Genomic DNA, 17,375 nt, shown 5'->3' on the forward strand with positions numbered 1-17,375 from the left:
ATGGCCTTGCGCCTGGTTTTTCCGGTGCTTCGTATGGTTTAAGCCTTATCCATAATAGGGCCAGTGCCAGCAGGAGCAGAACAGAGGCGACAGGCAGCCAATATTTTAGAGGTGAAAATTTCATTTTGACCGTTGTAGCGAAAGAAGTGATGTCTTGGCAAGAGTGTACTCGTAAAAAAATGACCCTGCTCTGCCGGAGCAAAAGCCAGTGCTATCACATGCACACTTGTCTGGCCCCCTCCTTTCGCCATCATGCCCCCGATGCTCTTCCCCATCCTCAACGACTCCGACCTCGGCCGCCTCGGCCTTGAAACGCCCATCTCGCGCATTGATCGTGCCTTGAAGCAGCTCTGGGAGGGCGACGAGGCCAAAACGCGGGCCTCGCTGATCAATTTGGCCATCTACACCGAGGACAGCAGCCTGCTTGCCGCTGACAACGACTTGCTCGATCACGTCGCCGCCGAGCACGCCTGCCGCGCCCTGCTCATTCTCGCACTGCCCGAGTCACAGCCACCGCGCGCACGTGCGTGGATTCAGGCGCTGTGCCGTCCGTATCAAGGCAAGCAAACCGTGTGCAGCGAGCAGCTCAGCTTTGTTCTCGAAGGGGGTGATGCCGCACAGGTGCAAAACATCGTCTTTGCCCATCTCGACAGCGATCTCCCCCTCGTCGTTTGGTGGCAGGCGGACCTCACGCAGCACTTCGAGGAGCGCTTTTACTCGCGCATCGACACACTCATCATCGACAGCAGCCGCTGGAGCGATCCTGCGCGGCAGTTCGACGCGCTGCTGACCGCCATGCACGCCGAAACCGCCGACTTCGACGTGCGCGATCTCGCCTGGACACGCTCGCACTTCATGCGCACCGCGCTCGCCAGTTGCTTCCAGGACGCCTCCGCGCTGCAAAACCTCGCGAAGCTGCAGGCCATCCACATCACTCATCTCAAAGGCCAGCGCACCGCCGCGTTGTTGCTCGCTGTGTGGATCAATCAGCGACTAGGCACCACGTTGAAGCTGGAACTGATCGAAAAAGACAGCGGTCCCGCCCTCCAGAGCGTCGTGCTTGAAGGCGACGGTGTCCGTGGCGAGGTGCGCCGCGACTGCGATTCCGCCTTCATTCATGTTTGCACCTCCTGCGGCCAGCATGAGCACAAAGACCTCCTCCCCGCCGACGTGGACAGCGACGCAGAGCTCGTCAGCGAACAGCTTTCCCGTTTCCACGGCAGCACGCTCTACTCCAGCATGCTACCCTTCGTCCGCAGCATGCTCAATTAATCCTCCTCTTACTCGTTCTCCTACTCCTCCTCCCTTTCCGAATATTTTCCGACTCTCGTTTCAGGGAGAAGGAGCAAGAGTAGGAGGAGGAAAAAGATTCAATCCATCACATGCGCCCCTGGCTCCATCTCGCCCGCATCTCCAACCTCCCCACGGTCTGGACCAACGTCACCGCTGCCTGGCTCCTCACCGGCGGCACGCTCACCGATCCACGTCTCTACTGGCTCATCCTCGCCGGCTCCTTGCTCTACACCGGCGGCATGATTCTCAATGACGCGGCCGATGTGAAGTTTGACCGCGAACATCGCAAAGAACGACCCATTCCCAGCGGCCAGGTCAGTCTGAACACCGCCTGGATCGTCAGCATTGCCATGCTCATCGTCGGCGCGACACTGGCCACCTGGTTCGGAGCCAATCCCCGCATCACCGCCATTCTGGTGGCCGCGATCGTGTTCTACGACCTCTATCACAAGCAGTGGGCCGGTTCCGTCATCATCATGGGCGCATGCCGCATGCTCCTTTATTTGATGGCCGCCAGCGCCGCACCCGCCGCCGCCCTGCCTGCCGCTGCCGCCCTTGGCTGCTACGTTGTCGGCATCACCATCGCCGCACGTTTGGAGCACAAAAACGGCGCGTTGCCCGCCGCATCATCCATGCTCGCCCTCGCACTGCTGTACACGCCTGGAATCGTCTTTGCGATGCGTTTTGCCTCAGCGGGCGGCTATCCGATGCAGCTCGTGATCCTTGCCGCCTTTGCCATCCTCATCGCCTACGCCACTCAAATGCTGCGCAAAGGTGGTCCCGCCATCGGCCAGGCCGTTGGCACATTGCTCGCCGGCATTGCCATCGTCGATGCCCTCGCCGTTTCCAGCGTCTCTACCACGGTTGCGCTCGGATTCGTCGCTCTCGCCCCCGTTTTACGCCTCTGGCAGCGCTGGGTGGCCGCGACGTGATGGAATCAACCAACACTGGCCGTTTAGCCTTTCCCTTTGACCGCAACCCCGGTCACGGGCAAAGAACCCGCCCCCAATGCTGGAGAAACAAATCAGGCTCGAACACACCCACCGCATCTTGTTCACGAGAGAAGTCTTCGCGCCCCGGAACAACACGATCCGCGATCTTCTCAAGCTCGACCAGCCGCACAAGCTGCCGCGCGTCCTCGTTTTCGTCGATGAAGCCGTCGCCAATGCAAATCGTGATCTCATCGACGACATCGTCGGTTATGGCGAGGCCCATGCGGAGGCCTTCACGCTGACGGACACGCCCATCGTCATTCCCGGCGGTGAGTCCTGCAAAAACGACCTGCGCCTCGTCGAATGCTGCTGGGACGCCATCAACGAGGCCGCGCTGGACCGTCACAGCTACGTCTTCGTCATCGGTGGTGGTGCGGTGCTCGATCTCGTCTGCTTTGCGGCCTCCACGGCGCATCGTGGCATTCGTCATGTGCGTTTCCCCACCACGACACTGTCTCAAGGCGACGGCGGTGTTGGTGTGAAGAACGGCGTGAACTACTTCGGGAAAAAAAACTGGATCGGCAGCTTCGCCGTCCCCTATGCCGTGGTGAATGACTTCGCCTTCCTCGAATCCCTGCCGCAGCGTGAGCGCCGCAACGGCATCATCGAGGCCATCAAAGTCTCTCTCATCCGGGATCGTGCCTTCTTCGAGCAAATCGAGAGTATGGCCGATGATCTCGCCGCGCTGAAGCAGGACGCGCTCGAAAGAGTCATCCAGCGCAGCGCCGAGTTGCACGTCGAGCACATCGCCACCGGTGGTGATCCCTTTGAACTCGGCTCCGCCCGCCCGCTCGACTTCGGCCACTGGGCCGCGCACAAATTGGAGCAGATTTCCAAGTTTGCCGTCGCGCATGGCGAGGCCGTCGCCATCGGCATGGCCGTCGATCTCGTTTATTCGCGCATGCAGGGCATCCTCGATGTCGAGACTTGCGAACGCGTGCTTCAGCTCATCGAGCGCATCGGTTTCGCCACCTTCTCCCCGCACCTGCTCGATACCGGCAGAAGCGGCGAGCCCGCCATCCTTGAAGGCCTCGAAGAATTCCGCGAACACCTCGGCGGTGAGCTGACCGTCACCCTCGTGCCTGAGATCGGCACGAAGCTCGAAGTTCACGAAATGAACCGTGTGAAGATCCTGAACGCGCTCGTGGAGCTGAAACAGCGTCAGGCGGCGGTGCCGTGAATGCGAACTTGCATTTTTCCGTCTGTTGGAACTATCTTCCCTCCTGCATGGCTGCCCTTCGTCTTCAACATCTCACCTTTGGCCTCATCGCGCTGCTCGCGATCGGCTGGGCGCAGACGTTTGGCCTGCATCGCGGCTGGCTATGTGATTGCGGCGGTGTGGAGCAAATCACGCAGGTGGATCACTGCCACGGGCCGCATTCCTCCGCCTGTCACGAGGAAGAGGATCATTCCATCCCTCATCAGGATGAGGAAGACGATGGCGACACGCACCAGCACGCTGCCGTGATCGATCCCCTCGTCGCCAAGCAGCAGAATGAAACAGCGCTTCAAATCCTCGCGCCGGTGCATCTGCTCGGCACGCTCGATCTTTGGGAAACCAGCCGCCAGACCCTTGCGGGCGTTCGTTTTGTCACAGAAAAGCCGCCGCAACGAAGTTTGCAGGCGCAGGCATGGCCGCGCAGGCTCGCGCAGACCATCGCATTGAGGATTTGAGAGAGACAACGTCGGTGCCGGACACGCTTCCGGCGCCTGCCGACGTGTTCGTTCGCATGGCGCTCCGTCATGCCTGCCTGCCTCAAATCTCAAACCGCTCATTCGTATGTTCCGTATTCTCCTGTTCCTCAGTTTGCCCGCGTTCTGCCTCGCGGCAGAGTTTTCGCTCTCCGGCATCGCCACCCGCGTTCGCAGCCATCATCCCATGCTTAAAGCGGCGCGCCTCGCCGTCGAGGAAGCGCGAGGACGGCAGCTTGGCAGCGGCCGACTCGCCAATCCGACGCTGGAGAGCAGCTTTCAAAACGAAAGCCGTGTCAGCCCTCGCACGCTGCAGTTTGGCATCGACCAGTCGTTTCCGATCACGAAACGGCTCAGCCTCGAAAAGCAGCTCACCAGTCAGCTCGTCATCGCTGCTGAATTCGAAGTTCGTGATGCGGAGCGCCGTTTCATCGCCGAGGCACGTGCTCATGCCGTCCGGATGCTCGCGCTCGACCGGCAGCGTGCGCTGCGTCAGCAACAGACCGCGCTGGCGAAAAAACTCTCCGAGTTCGCCAAGAGCCGCGCGGACAAAGGTGAGTTGTCACCGCTTGATGCCGCGCAGGCCCAGGTCGATGCACAGCGGCTCATCCTGGAGGGCAAAAAGCTCGAAACCGAGCGTGTCAGCCTTCTCGGCCAGTTGAAGCCGATGCTTGGAGTCGGCACGCAAGAGTCACTTAGCATCAGCGGTGATCTTCCCGCGCTTGTCCTGCCCGGCATCACGCCGTGGCAGCAACGGGCCGACTTCCAGCTCGCGCAGACCAAAATCACCGTCGCGCAGACCGATGCCGCGCTGGCTCATTCCAAACGTCTGCAAGACGTCAGCGCCGGCTTTTTCAGCGCTCAGGAGATGCAGGACCAGTCGAATGGCCAGCGTGAACGCACCGGCTTCATTGGTTTCCGCGTTTCCATCCCGCTGCCCTTCTGGAACCGCAATCAGGGCGAGATCGCCGAGAAGAAAGCCGCCGCTGAGCGCCAGCGCCTCGAAGCCGAGGCTCTTGGAAAACAAATCGCCAGCGAGGCCGACACCGCGCGCCGCGAGATGCAGGCCAATGCCGATCTGGCCCGCGAAACACGCGACAAGCTGCTTCCGCTGGTCATTGAACAAACGAGCAAGCTCGAAAAAGCCTACGAGAGCGGCCAGACCGATCTCCTCACCGTTCTCCGCGTCCGCGATCAACGCCTCCAGCTCGAAGCCGCCGCTCTGGACGCCGTGCGGGACTTCCACCTCGCCCGCATCCGCTACGAAGCCGCCACCGGAGCCATCAAGCCATGAAATCCATCCTGCTCGTTCTCATTTTCCTGCAATTTGCTCTCCACGCTGCTGATCCCAAGCGGAAGGACAACACCATCATCCTCGAAGAGGCGGCCGTGGCGAATCTGCAGCTCCAGTTCACCGAAGCCGAGGAAACCACGTTTGAGGAAACGGTCTTTGCGCTCGGCAACATCGAGGTGCTGCCCGGCAAGAAAGCCGTCGTCAGCAGCCGCATTCCCGGCCGTGCGTTTTCCGTGCTCGTCATTCCGCATCAGGAGGTCGATGTCGATGCCGAGGTCGCGTGGGTGGAAAGCCGCCAGCCCGGAGATCCTCCACCCGTGATCAAACTCACCGCGCCGATCAGCGGCGTGGTTTCCAAAGTGAACATCGCGCAAGGCCAGCCGGTGTCGCCGGATGCCGAGCTGATCGAAATCATCGACCTGAGCATCATTGAAGCTGCCGCGCATGTGCCGCAGCACCTCGCGGGCCAGTTAAAGCCGGGGCAGATCGCGCACATCCGCGTGCCTGCGCTGCCGGACAAGGTCTTCGAGGCAAAGCTCGCCCACATCGCCGCCGTGGCCGATTCGGACACCAGCACGATTGAGGCGGCGTTTCATGTGCCGAATCCCGACAAGCTGCTGCGCCCCGGCATGAAGGCGGAGTTCAGCATCGTCGCCAGCACGCGCGAAGGCGTGATGTCCATCCCGCGCGGCGCGGTGCAGGGCGATGCGGCGGAGCGCTTCGTCTATATCAAAGATTATGAACTGAAGAACGCCTTCGTGAAAACCAGCGTCGTGCTCGGTGCGCAGAACGATCAGTTCGTGGAAGTCGTGAAGGGTCTCTTTCCCGGTGATGAAGTCGTCACGCGTGGGGCCTATGCGCTTGGTTTCGCAGGCAAGGGCAGCGTCAGCCTCAAAGAGGCGATGGACGCCGCGCACGGCCATCCACACAACGAAGACGGCAGTGAGATGACCAAGGAGCAAATCGCCGCCGGTGGCGGTCATGAGGATCACGACCATGCGGAAGGTGGCTGGACACTGCTCACCACCTTCTTCGCAGGCACCAGCGGGCTGCTTCTGATGCTCTTGATCGTCACGCTCGTGATCGGACGAAAAAAAGCCATCGCCTGATCCCATGCTCAACAAGCTCATCCGCCTTTCGCTGCATCATCGCCCGCTGGTTCTCATGGCGGCGCTGCTGGTGCTGTTGTTCGGCTGGCAAACGCTCACGCAGTTGCCCGTCGAAGTGCTGCCGGACATGACGAAGCCAACCGTCACGATCTTGACCGAAGCGCCCGGGCTTGCGCCGGAGGAAGTCGAAACCCTCGTCACGCAGCCGCTGGAAAGTGCGGTGCAAGGTGTCGGTGGCTTGGATCGACTGCGCTCGAACTCCGACGTGGGTCTCTCACTCGTCTTTGCCGAGTTCGGCTGGGGCACGGACATCTATCGCGCACGCCAGCTCGTGCAGGAGCGCATGCAATCCGTGCTCAACACACTGCCCGCAGGTGCCAAGCCGGGCATGACACCCGTGTCCTCGCTCATGGGCGAGATTCTGCTCGTCGGTCTGCGCAGCATGGATGGCAAGATAGCGCCGATGGATTTGCGTACGCTGGCGGATTGGACGATCAAGCGGCGTTTGCAGAGCATCGGTGGTGTGGCGGAGGTGCTGACCATCGGCGGTGGCGTGAAGCAGATCCAGGTGCAGCCAAATCCAAACCGTCTCGCGGCCTTTGGCATCACCTTTGAAGAAGTCGAGACCGCTGTGAGTCGTGCGGCGGGCAATGCGACGAGCGGTTACCTGCAAGCCGGGCCGCGTGAGATCATGGTACGCAATCTCGGTATGACCACGTCGTTGACAGACATCGCCCACACTGTCGTCAAGACCGTCGGCAACCGCCCCGTGCTCATCAGCGATGTGGCGGAGGTCAAACATGCCGTGCAGACGATGCGCGGCGACGCCAGCGTGAATGGCACGATGGGCGTGGTGCTCAGCATCGATAAAGCTCCTGGTTTCGACACGCTGAAGCTTAGCTCGCAGATCGAAGCCGCGCTGGAGGAGCTGCGCCCCACGCTGCCCGCCGGAGTCACCGCCGAGATCATGTTCCGTCAGGGCGATTTCATCGAGCACGCCATTGGCAATCTCAAAGAGGCCATCCGCGACGGCGCGATCATGGTCACGATCATCCTGTTCCTTTTCCTGCTGAACTTCCGGACCACCGCGATCACGCTTACGGCCATGCCGCTGTCGTTTGCGGTCACGATTCTGATCTTCAAGCTCTTCGGCATCAGCGTGAACTCCATGACGCTCGGCGGCCTCGCCGTCGCCATCGGCATGGTCGTGGATGATGCCATCGTGGATGTGGAGAACGTCTATCGCCGGCTCAAGGAGAACGCTGCCAGCACTGCGCCAAAGCCAGCGCTGGAAGTCATCGCCTCCGCCTCCGGTGAAGTGAGAAACTCCATCCTCTACGCCACCGTGCTCATCATCCTCGTCTTCCTGCCGTTGCTGGGCCTGGAAGGCATTGAAGGCCGACTTTTCACGCCCATTGCCATCGCCACGATCACCAGCATGGCGGCTTCGTTCGTTGTGAGTCTCACCGTGATCCCCGTTCTCTGCTCGCTGTTGCTGCGCATGAAGAACGAACCGTCCCAGTCAGGCGGGCATCACGATGGATTCCTCGTTCGAGGCATGAAGTGGCTTGTTGAGCGCACTTTTCTTCGTGTCGCACTCGGTGTGCCCGTGCTCGTCATCGCCTTTGCAGGTGTGCTGCTCATCGCCGCGTTCATGCTGTATCCGATGATGGGCAAAGAATTCCTGCCCGCCTTCAATGAAGGCAGCGCCACCATCTCGCTCGCCAACGCGCCCGGCACCTCGCTCGCTCACTCGAATGAAGTCGGCGAGGTCGGTGTGCGGCTGCTGCAAAGCATCGACGAAGTCAAAAGCGTGGGCCGCCGTGCCGGACGTGCCGAAAAAGACGATCACGTCATGCCGGTGAGCGTGAACGAGTTCGATGTGGAGTTCAACGACACAGGAAGATCGCGTGAAGTGGTCTTCGCCGAGATTCGCACGAAGCTCAAAGCCATCCCCGGCACCTTCCTCAATGTCGGCCAGCCCATCAGCCACCGCTTGTCCCACATGCTCAGCGGCGTGTCGGCGAAGATCGCCGTGAAGATCTTTGGCCCTGATCTCGAAGTGCTGCGCGAAAAGGGCGCGCAGATCCGCGATCTCGCCAAAACCATTCCTGGCCTGACCGATGTGAATCTTGAAGCCCAGGTGCCGATTCCCCAAATAAAGATCGAAGTAAACCGCGAGCGGGCCGTCGCATACGGGGTGCAGCCTGGAACACTCAATGAACAAGTCTCGACGCTCCTCGGCGGCAAAACGCTGGCCGAACTGCGTGAAGGCCAGCGTACGGTCGATCTCGTGATGCGTTTGCCGGAGTCCTTCCGCGATTCACCCGAGAAACTTGGCGAGCTGCTCATCGAGACGGATCGCGGCCAGCGCATCCCGCTGCGGCTCGTGGCCGACATTCGTGAAGGCAAAGGCCCGAACGTCATCAATCGCGAAAACGCCCAGCGCCGCATTGTCATCGGTGCCAACACCGCCGTGCGCGATCTCGAATCCCTCGTGGAGCAATGGGACGCCGCCGTGAAGGAAAAAGTGAAGCTGCCCGAAGGTTACTTTCTCCGCTTTGAGGGCGAGTTCCAGGCCCAGCAGGCCGCGGCGAAGCGCATCGCCTTCTATTTCCTCCTGGTGCTGATCGCCGTGACGATCCTGCTCTATGGCTACTTCCGCAGCGTCTCGCTCGCCCTGCAAGTCATGCTGAACATCCCGCTCGCGCTCATGGGCGCGCTCGGACTGACCTGGGTGCTCATCAACAACATCAGCATCGCCACCATCGTCGGCTTCATCGCCGTCGGCGGTGTGGCCGCGCGCAACGGCATCATGATGATCAGCCATTACCTGCACCTCATGAGGTATGAGGGCGAAGGCTTCACCCGTCAGATGATCGTGCGCGGCACGCTGGAGAGGCTCGTGCCCGTACTGATGACCGCCCTGAGCGCCGGCATCGCTTTGATCCCGCTGCTGCTCGCCGCGCATGAGCCGGGCAAGGAAATCCTGCATCCCGTCGCCGTCGTCATCGTCGGCGGCCTCATCAGCAGCACGCTGCTCGATCTGATGATCACACCCGCCGTGTTCTACCTCTTTGGCCGCAAGGCCGCCGAATCTGCTGTGACGGGGCCTACTCTCGCAGCGCAGTGAAACCCAACCAACACACCACACACCCAATGAAAGCCAGACTCATCACCCTCCTCAGCCTCTTCACCGCCGTCGCGTTCGCGCATGAGGGCGTCGAACTCGGTCCCAACAAAGGCCGCATCCTTGAATTCAGCAAAAACGAAACCATGCACGGCGAAGTCATCGTCAAAGGCGACAAGTTCCACATCGCCCTGCTCGACAAGGACAAGAAGCCCGTCGCCATGGACAAGCAGACGCTCACCGCCACCACCGGCGAACGCGACAAGCCCGTCAAGCTCGCCGTGGAAAAGGATGCCAAGGGCTTCGTCGTGCCCGTCGTGAAAGCCGGCGAATGGCTCATCCTCCAGTACAAAAACAGCCCCGACGCCAAGGCCGTCACCGCCCGTCTGGAATACAACACCAGCACCTGCGAGGAATGCAAAAAGGCCGAATGGCTCTGCGAGTGCAAACCGGCAGCCGAAAAGAAATAACCCACCATTCCATCACCGGCGCGCTCATCCCGCGCCGGTTTTTTGCTGCTGATTCATTCCCCCTCCAAGCAAAAAACCCACCGGAGATCACTCTCTGATGGGCTTTGATGTGTGTGCTGTCTCTCAGATCCGATGAATGGCGACTACCGGCCAAAACCGAACAAGAAACCCGGCAGGCTGAAGCGGCCGCGACTGCTGCCGTGGCTGGAGCCATGGCCGTGGCTGCCATGACCGTAGCTTGGGCGGCAGCTATGGCTCGCGGTGCGATAGCCATAGACGGGGTGGCCGTGGCGGTCATGGCCGGTGCAGACGCGTTCGCGGTAAACCGGTGTGCGGCAGGAACCGCAGGTGTGGGAATAGCTGCGACTGTAAGAACCGTGTCCATCGCGTGCCTGGCTGGTGGCAGGAGTGAGGACGGCAAAGCCGGCGACGACAGCCAGCAGGGTGATGATCTTTTTCATGAGGAGTGGTGGTTTGCTTTTGATTTGTTGCCGCATTCTTGCGGCGTGATCATGAGACGAGGGGCTGCCGCGGCTATTCGAGATTCACGCATTTATTTTTTATGAACACCGATGAACACGCTGATGCCGAATCCAAGTCCTGCGGCTCCTGTGAGCACGGGCATGATGCCACATCGCTGCCGCGCAATGCACTGGTGATCACTTCAGGCACACTGCTCACACTCGGGTTGCTGCTGGGCTGGTTCGGCATCGGACCCGCTGGGGTGCAAATGATCTGCTTCGCCATTGCCACCGTTGCAGGCGGGCTGCTCGTCGTGCCTGCGGCATGGGGAGCGCTGAAAAAACTGCGGCTCGACATGAATATGCTCATGACCGTGGCTGTGACGGGCGCATGGCTCGTCGGTGAAGGCGCGGAAGGCGCCGCCGTGGTGTTTCTCTTCGCGCTGTCGGAACTGCTCGAATCCTGGAGCGTCGGCCGGGCCAGACGCGCCATCGCTGCTTTGCTCAAGCTCACACCCCAGACTGCGATGGTGCGTGGTGAGGGCGGCGCGTTCAACGAAAAGCCAGTGACTGAAGTGGCGGTCGGTGCGGAGATCAGTGTGCGCAGCGGCAGCAGCGTGCCGCTGGACGGCGAGGTCATGACGGGTGACTCCGCCGTGAATCAAGCGCCCATCACCGGCGAGTCCGTGCCGGTGGAGAAGAAACCGGGCGATCCCGTCTTCGCGGGCACCATCAATGGCGAAGGCTCGCTGATGGTGCGCGTCACGAAAGCCGCCAGTGACTCCACACTCGCCCGCATCATCAAGCTGGTCGAAGAAGCTGAGGAGCAGAAAGCACCCACGCAGCGCTTCGTGGACAAGTTTGCTGCCATCTACACGCCCGCTGTGTTCGTGGTCGCGCTATTGGTTGCCTTGCTGCCGCCGTTGCTCACGAGTGCCGCATGGTCAGAGTGGACGTATCGTGCGCTGGTGCTGCTCGTCATCGCCTGTCCCTGTGCGCTCGTCATTGCCACGCCCGTTTCGATTGTCTCCGGCCTCACCGCGCTCGCACGGCGCGGCGTGCTCATCAAAGGCGGTGCGCATCTGGAAGCCGTCGGCAAGCTGCGCGCGCTCGCGGTGGATAAAACTGGTACCATCACGCAGGGCAGACCGCAGGTCACCGGCGTCATTCCGGTCAGCGATTTGAATGAAGGGGAAGTGCTGCGGCGTGCCGCCGCGATAGATGCGTATTCCGAGCACCCGCTGGCGCAGGCCGTCGTCGCTGCCGCAAAAAGCAAAAACATTTCCTGGAGCGAGTCCTCGCAATATCAATCCGTCACCGGTCGCGGAGCCACCGCCGTCATCGCAGGCCACCCACACTTCATCGGCAATCACAAGATGGCGCATGAACTGGGCCTGTGCAGCCCGGAGATCGAGGCGCGACTCAACGAAATAGAAAGCAAAGGCCAGTCCCTCGCCATCCTCGGTCACACGCCGCATGAAGGCTGCGCCGGAGCCATCCTCGGCATCCTCGCCATCGGCGACACGATGCGCGCCGAAGCACCCGAGGCGTTGCGGCTCATTCATGCCGCAGGCGTGCGAAAAGTCGTCATGCTCAGCGGCGACAACCAGCGCACCGTCGATGCCATCGCCAGACAGGCTGGCATTGACGAAGCCTATGGCGACCTCATGCCCGAGCAAAAAATCGAGCACATCCGCCGCCTCATGGCCGAGCACCAGTACGTCGGCATGATCGGCGATGGCGTGAACGACGCTCCCGCGCTCGCGCTCGCCAGTGTCGGCATTGCCATGGGGGCCATCGGCAGCGACACCGCCATCGAGACCGCCGACATGGCGCTCATGAAAGACGACCTCACCCGCGTGGCTGAAGCCATCGCGCTTGGCCGTCGCACGCTGCGCATCATCCAGTTCAACGTCGCCTTCGCACTCGTCATCAAGGCTGTCTTCCTCATCCTCGCCTTCACCGGCCACACCAGTCTCTGGCTCGCCATCCTGGCGGATACGGGAGCCACGTTGCTCGTCATTGTGAACTCGCTGCGACTTCTGCGCGGCGGTGACACGTCCGTGCGGGACATCCAATGAAGAAATAATGCGTGTTGCAGCCGTTGATTCACAACTGTGAAATGCCGAGAGGCGGAGGGGTGGCATTGAATGCGCGCTATGCCTAAACATCCTGCCATCATCGAAAGCGACCTCCTCTGCGAATTGATCGCCGAGATCTTGAAAGACATGCGTATGGAGGCCGGACTCTCACAGAATCAGGTGGCCGCCACCGGCAAGGTGAGTCTGCAAATGGTCGGCTATGTGGAGAAGCAGGTGCGCAGGCCGAAGATCGACATCTTTGTGCGCATCGTGCGCGGGAAGGGTCGGCTGCATCGAAGCGCCGCAGCTCTGAGGAACGCGGGCCTCCGAGCCCGCAGCGCTCCGCCACTTCGGGAGCGCCCACGACCTTCCCAACGTCATCACTCCGACGACCCGCTGCGGGCTGAAGCCCGCGCTCCTTTTCTTCGCGTCTCCGCCGCCCTTGAGTGTGACCTAGGGGAAGGTGGGGCGGGAAGGGGAACAAAAAAACCAGCCTGCATCGCAGGCTGGTTCTTCACACCAACAGGAATGGGGGAGCGCGCTACTTGTTGCACTTCTCGCAGACCTTGTTGTCCTTCTCTGCCTTCACGCAGCAGGGATGCTCGCACTTGCCGCCCGCTTTCTGCGCTTTGTCACAGCAGCCGCCTTCTTTGTACTTCTTCTCCGCCGGGGCGCCGATGGCGAGAGCACAGCTCATGGCAAGGACGGTCAGGATGGATGTCAGTTTCATATCGATTGTGGTTATGGGTTGGAATGGGGGAAGACAGGGGCTTCCCGTCTGTCTGTTAACGTCTGTCGCGGCATGCTCTGTCCTGCCTATCTGCGGCTTTTTGGTGTTGGCTACCACGGTAGGGTTACACCCCATGGCATAAAGCCAGGCGTGTCAGGCAACGTGCAGTCTGCCACGAAACGGCGAGAGAATCTATTTTCGCCTTTTCGCCTCCTTTCCAGACCGCTGGAAGAGTAACGAACAACAAGCACACCCAAAAAACGTATGAAAACATTGATGAAAACATTCCTGATGATCTGCGGCCTTTGCGTTGCCGGTCTCATGACCTCCTGCCAGGCTCCGGCCCGCGCGCTCACGCCCACCAGTGCCGTGACGTGCAACAAATGCGGCACCGTCTATTTCCAGGCTCCCTCCAGCGCCCCAGGCTCGGGCGGTAAAGGTTACGTCACTTTGCGTGACAGCAGCCGCATGGACTGCCCGGACTGTGCGAACGAGGTCATCGCGTGGGTGAAGACTGGCAGCCTGACGAGGCACGTCTGCAAGTCCTGCAACGGTGCCTTGAATCACTGTGCACTGCATTAGTCTTGACGGTGCCTCATCCATGAGGCCGCCTGCGTTTTCCCGCCGGCGGCCTCCGGTTGGGTGGCACCGCAGATGCTTTAATGGTGCCCGGGGCACCAGAAGTGCTCGTAACCGCCACACCACTGATGGCCGTGGTGATGGTGGTGATGGCCGCAGAAGCGCCGGCACAGATGCTCGTGGATCGTGGATGTGGCCTTGTCGAACAGAGAAGCCGCCTGAGCCGGCATGGCAAAGGCGATGATAGTGACGAGTGCGAGCGCCGCACCGGCCCAGGTGAGCGGGCGATTGAGTTTGCTGGATGTGTTCATGATGGATGTTGGCTGTGGTTGAAGCGACCCGCAGCTCTGTGGGGAGCAGAGAGTCCGGGCTTCGACGATCCTGTGGGCGGTCTATTCATGCCCTCTGGCAGATCCTGCCGGTGCCAGCGCAAGCCGGGGAGAAGCCAAGAAATGAGAGGCCGTGCGGGAATTTTTAGCGTAACCATTCATCACAAGGTGCGTCTGCACTGCTGAAGCCATGACACTCCTCCGTTCCATCGTTGTTCTTTTCGCGCTGCTGGCGCAGGCGTGGCCTGCGCAGGCCATGCTGCGTGAGACGGCGGTGAAAAAATGCGGGATGAGCTGCTGCGCTTCGCTGGGGGAGACGGACATGGATGCCTGCGGCTGTGCGGGGGCTCCGGTTCCGGCTGAACCGGCCCAGGTGCCGCCTGCGAGCGGACGCGAGCTGATGCAGCAGGTGGTTTGGGTGGTTTCGCATGAGTCGAAGCTTTCCGCACGCCCGCCGAGAAGTTTGGATGATGACGGAGCGCGCTCTGTGGTGCGTGATTTCGCGAAACAGCCGCAGCAGGTCCGCTTGCCAGTGCTGTTCTGCTCGCTCCTGAATTGAGCTGGCGTCTCTGACAGACGCATTGTGCCCGCGCATCGCGATTCCCTCAGGGACATCAGAGCGCACGGGCGTGGTTCCGTGAACCTTCAACGACTCGATTCCCCATGAAACGCTTTCTCCTTCTCGCCCTCTTCTGGCCTCCCTTGGCCGTCTTGGCCTGTGACAACTGCAAAACTCCGAAACCTGCCGCCGGCCAGCGGGTGGTGGAATACGATCTCATCATCGCTGAACAAACTGTGAGCCCGGCGGGCAAGGCGGTGCGCGGCTTCACCATCAATGGCGGCATTCCAGGGCCGACGCTGCGTTTTCGTGAGGGCGACTTCGCCCGCATCCGTGTTCATAATCAGCTCAAGCACGAAACGACCTCGACTCACTGGCACGGCCTGCTGCTGCCGAATGAGCAGGATGGCGTGCCGCATGTGACCACGCCGCCCATTCAGCCGGGGACGACGCACACGTTTGGCTTCGATCTGCGGCACAGCGGCACCTACTGGTATCACTCACACACGCACTTGCAGGAGCAGAACGGCGTGTTTGGCAGCATCGTGGTGCTGCCGCGTGGCGGCGAGCCGGTGAAGGCGGATCACGAACAGGTGCTGGTGCTGTCTGACTGGACCAACACGGACCCCATGGAGGTCATGCGCATGCTGATGCGCGGCAGCGATTACTTCGGGCTGATGCGGCGGAACTCGCAGTCCATCCTCGGCGCGTGGCAGCGCGGCAACCTGAAGGACTACTTTCAGCGTGAATGGGACCGCATGATGCCGATGGACGTGTCCGACGTGGGCTATCACGCGTTTCTCATCAATGGCCAGCGCCAGACACAGATCGAGGGCAAGCCCGGCGAACGTGTGCGGCTGCGGATCGTGAATGCCTCGGCGGCCTCGTATTTTTATCTGAACTCTTCGGCCGGACCGATGACCATCGTCGCTGCTGACGGACCACCGGTGCAGCCGGTGCAGGTGGATCGCTTCCTCATGGCGATTGCGGAGACGTATGATGTGATCATCACCATTCCGGCCAGTGGTGAGTATGAGCTGCGGGCCACCACGCAGGATGGCAGCGGGCATGTTTCGGCCTTTTTTGGCTCTGGAGGCCTCAAACCGGCCACCGATCCGCCGAAGCCGAATCTCTATCAAATGGACGAGATGTTGAATCTCGCTCTGGAGGAGCAGGAGGACGATGCGCGCGCCTCTTTGAAGCTACCAAGACCTGGATCGCCCTATCGTGTGCTGCGGTCAGTGAAGGACACGACTTTGCCTGCGAAACTGCCACGCCGTAAGATCACGATGCACCTGACGGGCGACATGAACCGCTACATCTGGGGTTTCGACGGCAAGACCATCGCGCAAGAGCCCTATGTGATGATCAAGCGTGGCGAGATCATCGAGCTTGAGCTGGTGAACGACACAATGATGCATCACCCGATCCATCTGCACGGCCACTTCTTCCGCCTGCTGATGGGCAACGGCCGCCACTCACCACTGAAGCACACCGTGGATGTGCCGCCGATGAGCAAACGCACGGTCGAGTTCGAGGCGAACGAGGCCAAGGACTGGATGTTTCACTGCCACATCCTTTATCACATGATGAGCGGCATGGCGCGGGTGTTCCGGTATGAGGATGAAGTTCGGAGTCCCGGCTTTAGCCGGAAAACGCCCACGCAGGCCGAACCTACTCCCGAAAACCACAGCCTGCATCACTCCGCCGGTCTCGGCGAGCACAGCCACGACATGGCCTACGTCTGGGGCGCGGCCTCGATCCAGTCGCACATGAGTGAGGGGCTGCTCACGCTCATGAATCCGAAGAACGATCTCCTGCTGGCCTGGGAAGTCGGCTGGCAGGGCGTGGACAATCCTGAATACGAGATCGACGCGCTCTACCAGCGCTACTTCAACATGAACTTCCAGGCCTTCGTCGGCGGACGCTTCACCAACGATCCCGATGCGCAAAACCGGGCCGTCGTAGGCATCAACTACCGCCTGCCGCTCATGGTCTGGGCCAATGTCAGTCTCGACAGTGAAGGCGACGCCAGGTTCACCCTCGCCAAGCGCTTCCAGCTCACCCCGCGTCTCGGTGTCTGGGGCCGCGTGGAGTATGACACGAACACGCGCTGGGAATGGACCACTGGCGCGGACTGCACGCTCACGCGCCGCACCTCGCTCATCGCCCAGTATCATTCGCAGTTCGGCCTCGGGGCCGGGCTGCTGTTCCGCTTTTGATGACGCACGTCATCATGTCAAAACCCCAAACCACCCAACATCATGAAAACAAAACTCCGCACTCTGCTCACCACTGCCTTGCTTGGCTTCGCCCTCGCGTCCTGTTCATCGCCTACACCTGCGGTCGCAGCCGACGTGAGGCCCTACACGCTTAAAACCTGCCTCGTGAGCGGCAACGAACTCGGCAGCATGGGCAAGCCGATCACCAAGGTTTACGACAGCCAGGAGATCAAATTCTGCTGCAAGCCCTGCATCAAGAAGTTCGAGGCCAATCCGGCCAAGTATCTGGCGAAGCTCAAGAAATAGGCTTCACCCGCTGCGGCAATTGCTCTGGAATGTGCCTCCCTTGCGCTGTTGCTGGTAAAGCGCCGCAGGGGGCCATGTTTTCAGAGGGTTTGAGGCACCGGCGGTGTTTGTCTGATTGAATCCCGGCG

The 17,375-nt window shown here is 61.0% G+C and carries 15 protein-coding genes and 1 pseudogene; 13 read left to right on the top strand and 3 right to left on the bottom strand.

The window, feature by feature from the left end:
* Positions 1 to 252 precede the first annotated feature (252 nt).
* From U1A53_RS22920 to U1A53_RS22955, 8 genes and pseudogenes are all read left to right on the top strand, one after another.
* On the top strand, positions 253 to 1,272 hold the full coding sequence (locus U1A53_RS22920) for a glucose-6-phosphate dehydrogenase assembly protein OpcA (protein ID WP_322284195.1): 1,020 nt from the start codon (positions 253 to 255) through the stop codon (positions 1,270 to 1,272).
* Between the two features lie 110 nt (positions 1,273 to 1,382).
* The gene (locus U1A53_RS22925; protein WP_322284196.1) at positions 1,383 to 2,225 is read left to right on the top strand and encodes a UbiA family prenyltransferase; all 843 of its coding nucleotides are present in this window, start codon (positions 1,383 to 1,385) and stop codon (positions 2,223 to 2,225) included.
* 67 nt (positions 2,226 to 2,292) lie between these two features.
* Positions 2,293 to 3,465: pseudogene (locus U1A53_RS22930) on the top strand (3-dehydroquinate synthase); the annotation flags it as partial.
* A 47-nt stretch (positions 3,466 to 3,512) separates the two neighbouring features.
* Complete coding sequence (locus U1A53_RS22935; RefSeq protein ID WP_322284197.1) at positions 3,513 to 3,959, top strand: hypothetical protein; 447 nt, start codon at positions 3,513 to 3,515, stop codon at positions 3,957 to 3,959.
* A gap of 106 nt (positions 3,960 to 4,065) precedes the next feature.
* Entirely contained in the window at positions 4,066 to 5,271 is a 1,206-nt protein-coding gene (locus tag U1A53_RS22940; protein WP_322284198.1) for a TolC family protein, read from the top strand.
* Positions 5,268 to 6,380, top strand: a complete 1,113-nt coding sequence (locus U1A53_RS22945) for an efflux RND transporter periplasmic adaptor subunit (RefSeq protein WP_322284199.1) — start codon at positions 5,268 to 5,270, stop codon at positions 6,378 to 6,380. Before U1A53_RS22940 ends, U1A53_RS22945 begins: the two co-directional genes overlap by 4 nt.
* Positions 6,381 to 6,384: 4 nt before the next feature.
* Positions 6,385 to 9,513, top strand: coding sequence for an efflux RND transporter permease subunit (locus U1A53_RS22950; RefSeq protein ID WP_322284200.1), 3,129 nt, complete (start codon positions 6,385 to 6,387; stop codon positions 9,511 to 9,513).
* Between the two features lie 26 nt (positions 9,514 to 9,539).
* A complete protein-coding gene (locus U1A53_RS22955; RefSeq protein ID WP_322284201.1) occupies positions 9,540 to 9,980 on the top strand; it encodes a hypothetical protein in 441 nt (146 codons plus the stop codon).
* A 143-nt stretch (positions 9,981 to 10,123) separates the two neighbouring features.
* Here U1A53_RS22955 and U1A53_RS22960 read toward each other — a convergent pair whose 3' ends face one another.
* Positions 10,124 to 10,441 (bottom strand): hypothetical protein, encoded by a 318-nt coding sequence (locus U1A53_RS22960; RefSeq protein WP_322284202.1) that lies wholly within the window; start codon positions 10,439 to 10,441, stop codon positions 10,124 to 10,126.
* A gap of 101 nt (positions 10,442 to 10,542) precedes the next feature.
* On the opposite strand from U1A53_RS22960, the gene U1A53_RS22965 reads away from it, so the two are divergent.
* On the top strand, positions 10,543 to 12,522 hold the full coding sequence (locus U1A53_RS22965; protein WP_322284203.1) for a heavy metal translocating P-type ATPase: 1,980 nt from the start codon (positions 10,543 to 10,545) through the stop codon (positions 12,520 to 12,522).
* 541 nt (positions 12,523 to 13,063) lie between these two features.
* Here the strand turns inward: U1A53_RS22965 and U1A53_RS22970 are convergent.
* A complete protein-coding gene (locus tag U1A53_RS22970; RefSeq protein ID WP_322284204.1) occupies positions 13,064 to 13,252 on the bottom strand; it encodes a hypothetical protein in 189 nt (62 codons plus the stop codon).
* A 276-nt stretch (positions 13,253 to 13,528) separates the two neighbouring features.
* On the opposite strand from U1A53_RS22970, the gene U1A53_RS22975 reads away from it, so the two are divergent.
* A complete protein-coding gene (locus tag U1A53_RS22975) occupies positions 13,529 to 13,834 on the top strand; it encodes a hypothetical protein (RefSeq protein WP_322284205.1) in 306 nt (101 codons plus the stop codon).
* Between the two features lie 77 nt (positions 13,835 to 13,911).
* On the opposite strand, the gene U1A53_RS22980 is transcribed toward U1A53_RS22975, so the two are convergent.
* Positions 13,912 to 14,142: a hypothetical protein gene (locus U1A53_RS22980; protein WP_322284206.1), complete on the bottom strand. Its 231-nt coding sequence runs from the start codon at positions 14,140 to 14,142 to the stop codon at positions 13,912 to 13,914.
* Between the two features lie 208 nt (positions 14,143 to 14,350).
* Between U1A53_RS22980 and U1A53_RS22985 the strand changes: the two genes are divergently transcribed.
* From U1A53_RS22985 to U1A53_RS22995, 3 genes are all read left to right on the top strand, one after another.
* A complete protein-coding gene (locus U1A53_RS22985) occupies positions 14,351 to 14,719 on the top strand; it encodes a hypothetical protein (RefSeq protein ID WP_322284207.1) in 369 nt (122 codons plus the stop codon).
* A gap of 104 nt (positions 14,720 to 14,823) precedes the next feature.
* Positions 14,824 to 16,941 (top strand): multicopper oxidase domain-containing protein, encoded by a 2,118-nt coding sequence (locus U1A53_RS22990; RefSeq protein ID WP_322284208.1) that lies wholly within the window; start codon positions 14,824 to 14,826, stop codon positions 16,939 to 16,941.
* Positions 16,942 to 16,983: 42 nt separating this feature from the next.
* The gene (locus tag U1A53_RS22995; protein ID WP_322284209.1) at positions 16,984 to 17,247 is read left to right on the top strand and encodes a hypothetical protein; all 264 of its coding nucleotides are present in this window, start codon (positions 16,984 to 16,986) and stop codon (positions 17,245 to 17,247) included.
* Positions 17,248 to 17,375: the final 128 nt, after the last annotated feature.

This window comes from Prosthecobacter sp., from assembly GCF_034366625.1.
In the GTDB taxonomy this organism is placed as follows: domain Bacteria; phylum Verrucomicrobiota; class Verrucomicrobiia; order Verrucomicrobiales; family Verrucomicrobiaceae; genus Prosthecobacter.

Bases quoted from the DNA above. Each gene is read 5' to 3' on its own strand.
- U1A53_RS22920 (WP_322284195.1), top strand. From the start codon at position 253: ATGCCCCCGATGCTCTTCCCCATCCTCAACGACTCCGACCTCGGCCGC.
- U1A53_RS22925 (WP_322284196.1), top strand. From the start codon at position 1,383: ATGCGCCCCTGGCTCCATCTCGCCCGCATCTCCAACCTCCCCACGGTC.
- U1A53_RS22935 (WP_322284197.1), top strand. From the start codon at position 3,513: ATGGCTGCCCTTCGTCTTCAACATCTCACCTTTGGCCTCATCGCGCTG.
- U1A53_RS22940 (WP_322284198.1), top strand. From the start codon at position 4,066: ATGTTCCGTATTCTCCTGTTCCTCAGTTTGCCCGCGTTCTGCCTCGCG.
- U1A53_RS22945 (WP_322284199.1), top strand. From the start codon at position 5,268: ATGAAATCCATCCTGCTCGTTCTCATTTTCCTGCAATTTGCTCTCCAC.
- U1A53_RS22950 (WP_322284200.1), top strand. From the start codon at position 6,385: ATGCTCAACAAGCTCATCCGCCTTTCGCTGCATCATCGCCCGCTGGTT.
- U1A53_RS22955 (WP_322284201.1), top strand. From the start codon at position 9,540: ATGAAAGCCAGACTCATCACCCTCCTCAGCCTCTTCACCGCCGTCGCG.
- U1A53_RS22960 (WP_322284202.1), bottom strand. From the start codon at position 10,441: ATGAAAAAGATCATCACCCTGCTGGCTGTCGTCGCCGGCTTTGCCGTC.
- U1A53_RS22965 (WP_322284203.1), top strand. From the start codon at position 10,543: ATGAACACCGATGAACACGCTGATGCCGAATCCAAGTCCTGCGGCTCC.
- U1A53_RS22970 (WP_322284204.1), bottom strand. From the start codon at position 13,252: ATGAAACTGACATCCATCCTGACCGTCCTTGCCATGAGCTGTGCTCTC.
- U1A53_RS22975 (WP_322284205.1), top strand. From the start codon at position 13,529: ATGAAAACATTCCTGATGATCTGCGGCCTTTGCGTTGCCGGTCTCATG.
- U1A53_RS22980 (WP_322284206.1), bottom strand. From the start codon at position 14,142: ATGAACACATCCAGCAAACTCAATCGCCCGCTCACCTGGGCCGGTGCG.
- U1A53_RS22985 (WP_322284207.1), top strand. From the start codon at position 14,351: ATGACACTCCTCCGTTCCATCGTTGTTCTTTTCGCGCTGCTGGCGCAG.
- U1A53_RS22990 (WP_322284208.1), top strand. From the start codon at position 14,824: ATGAAACGCTTTCTCCTTCTCGCCCTCTTCTGGCCTCCCTTGGCCGTC.
- U1A53_RS22995 (WP_322284209.1), top strand. From the start codon at position 16,984: ATGAAAACAAAACTCCGCACTCTGCTCACCACTGCCTTGCTTGGCTTC.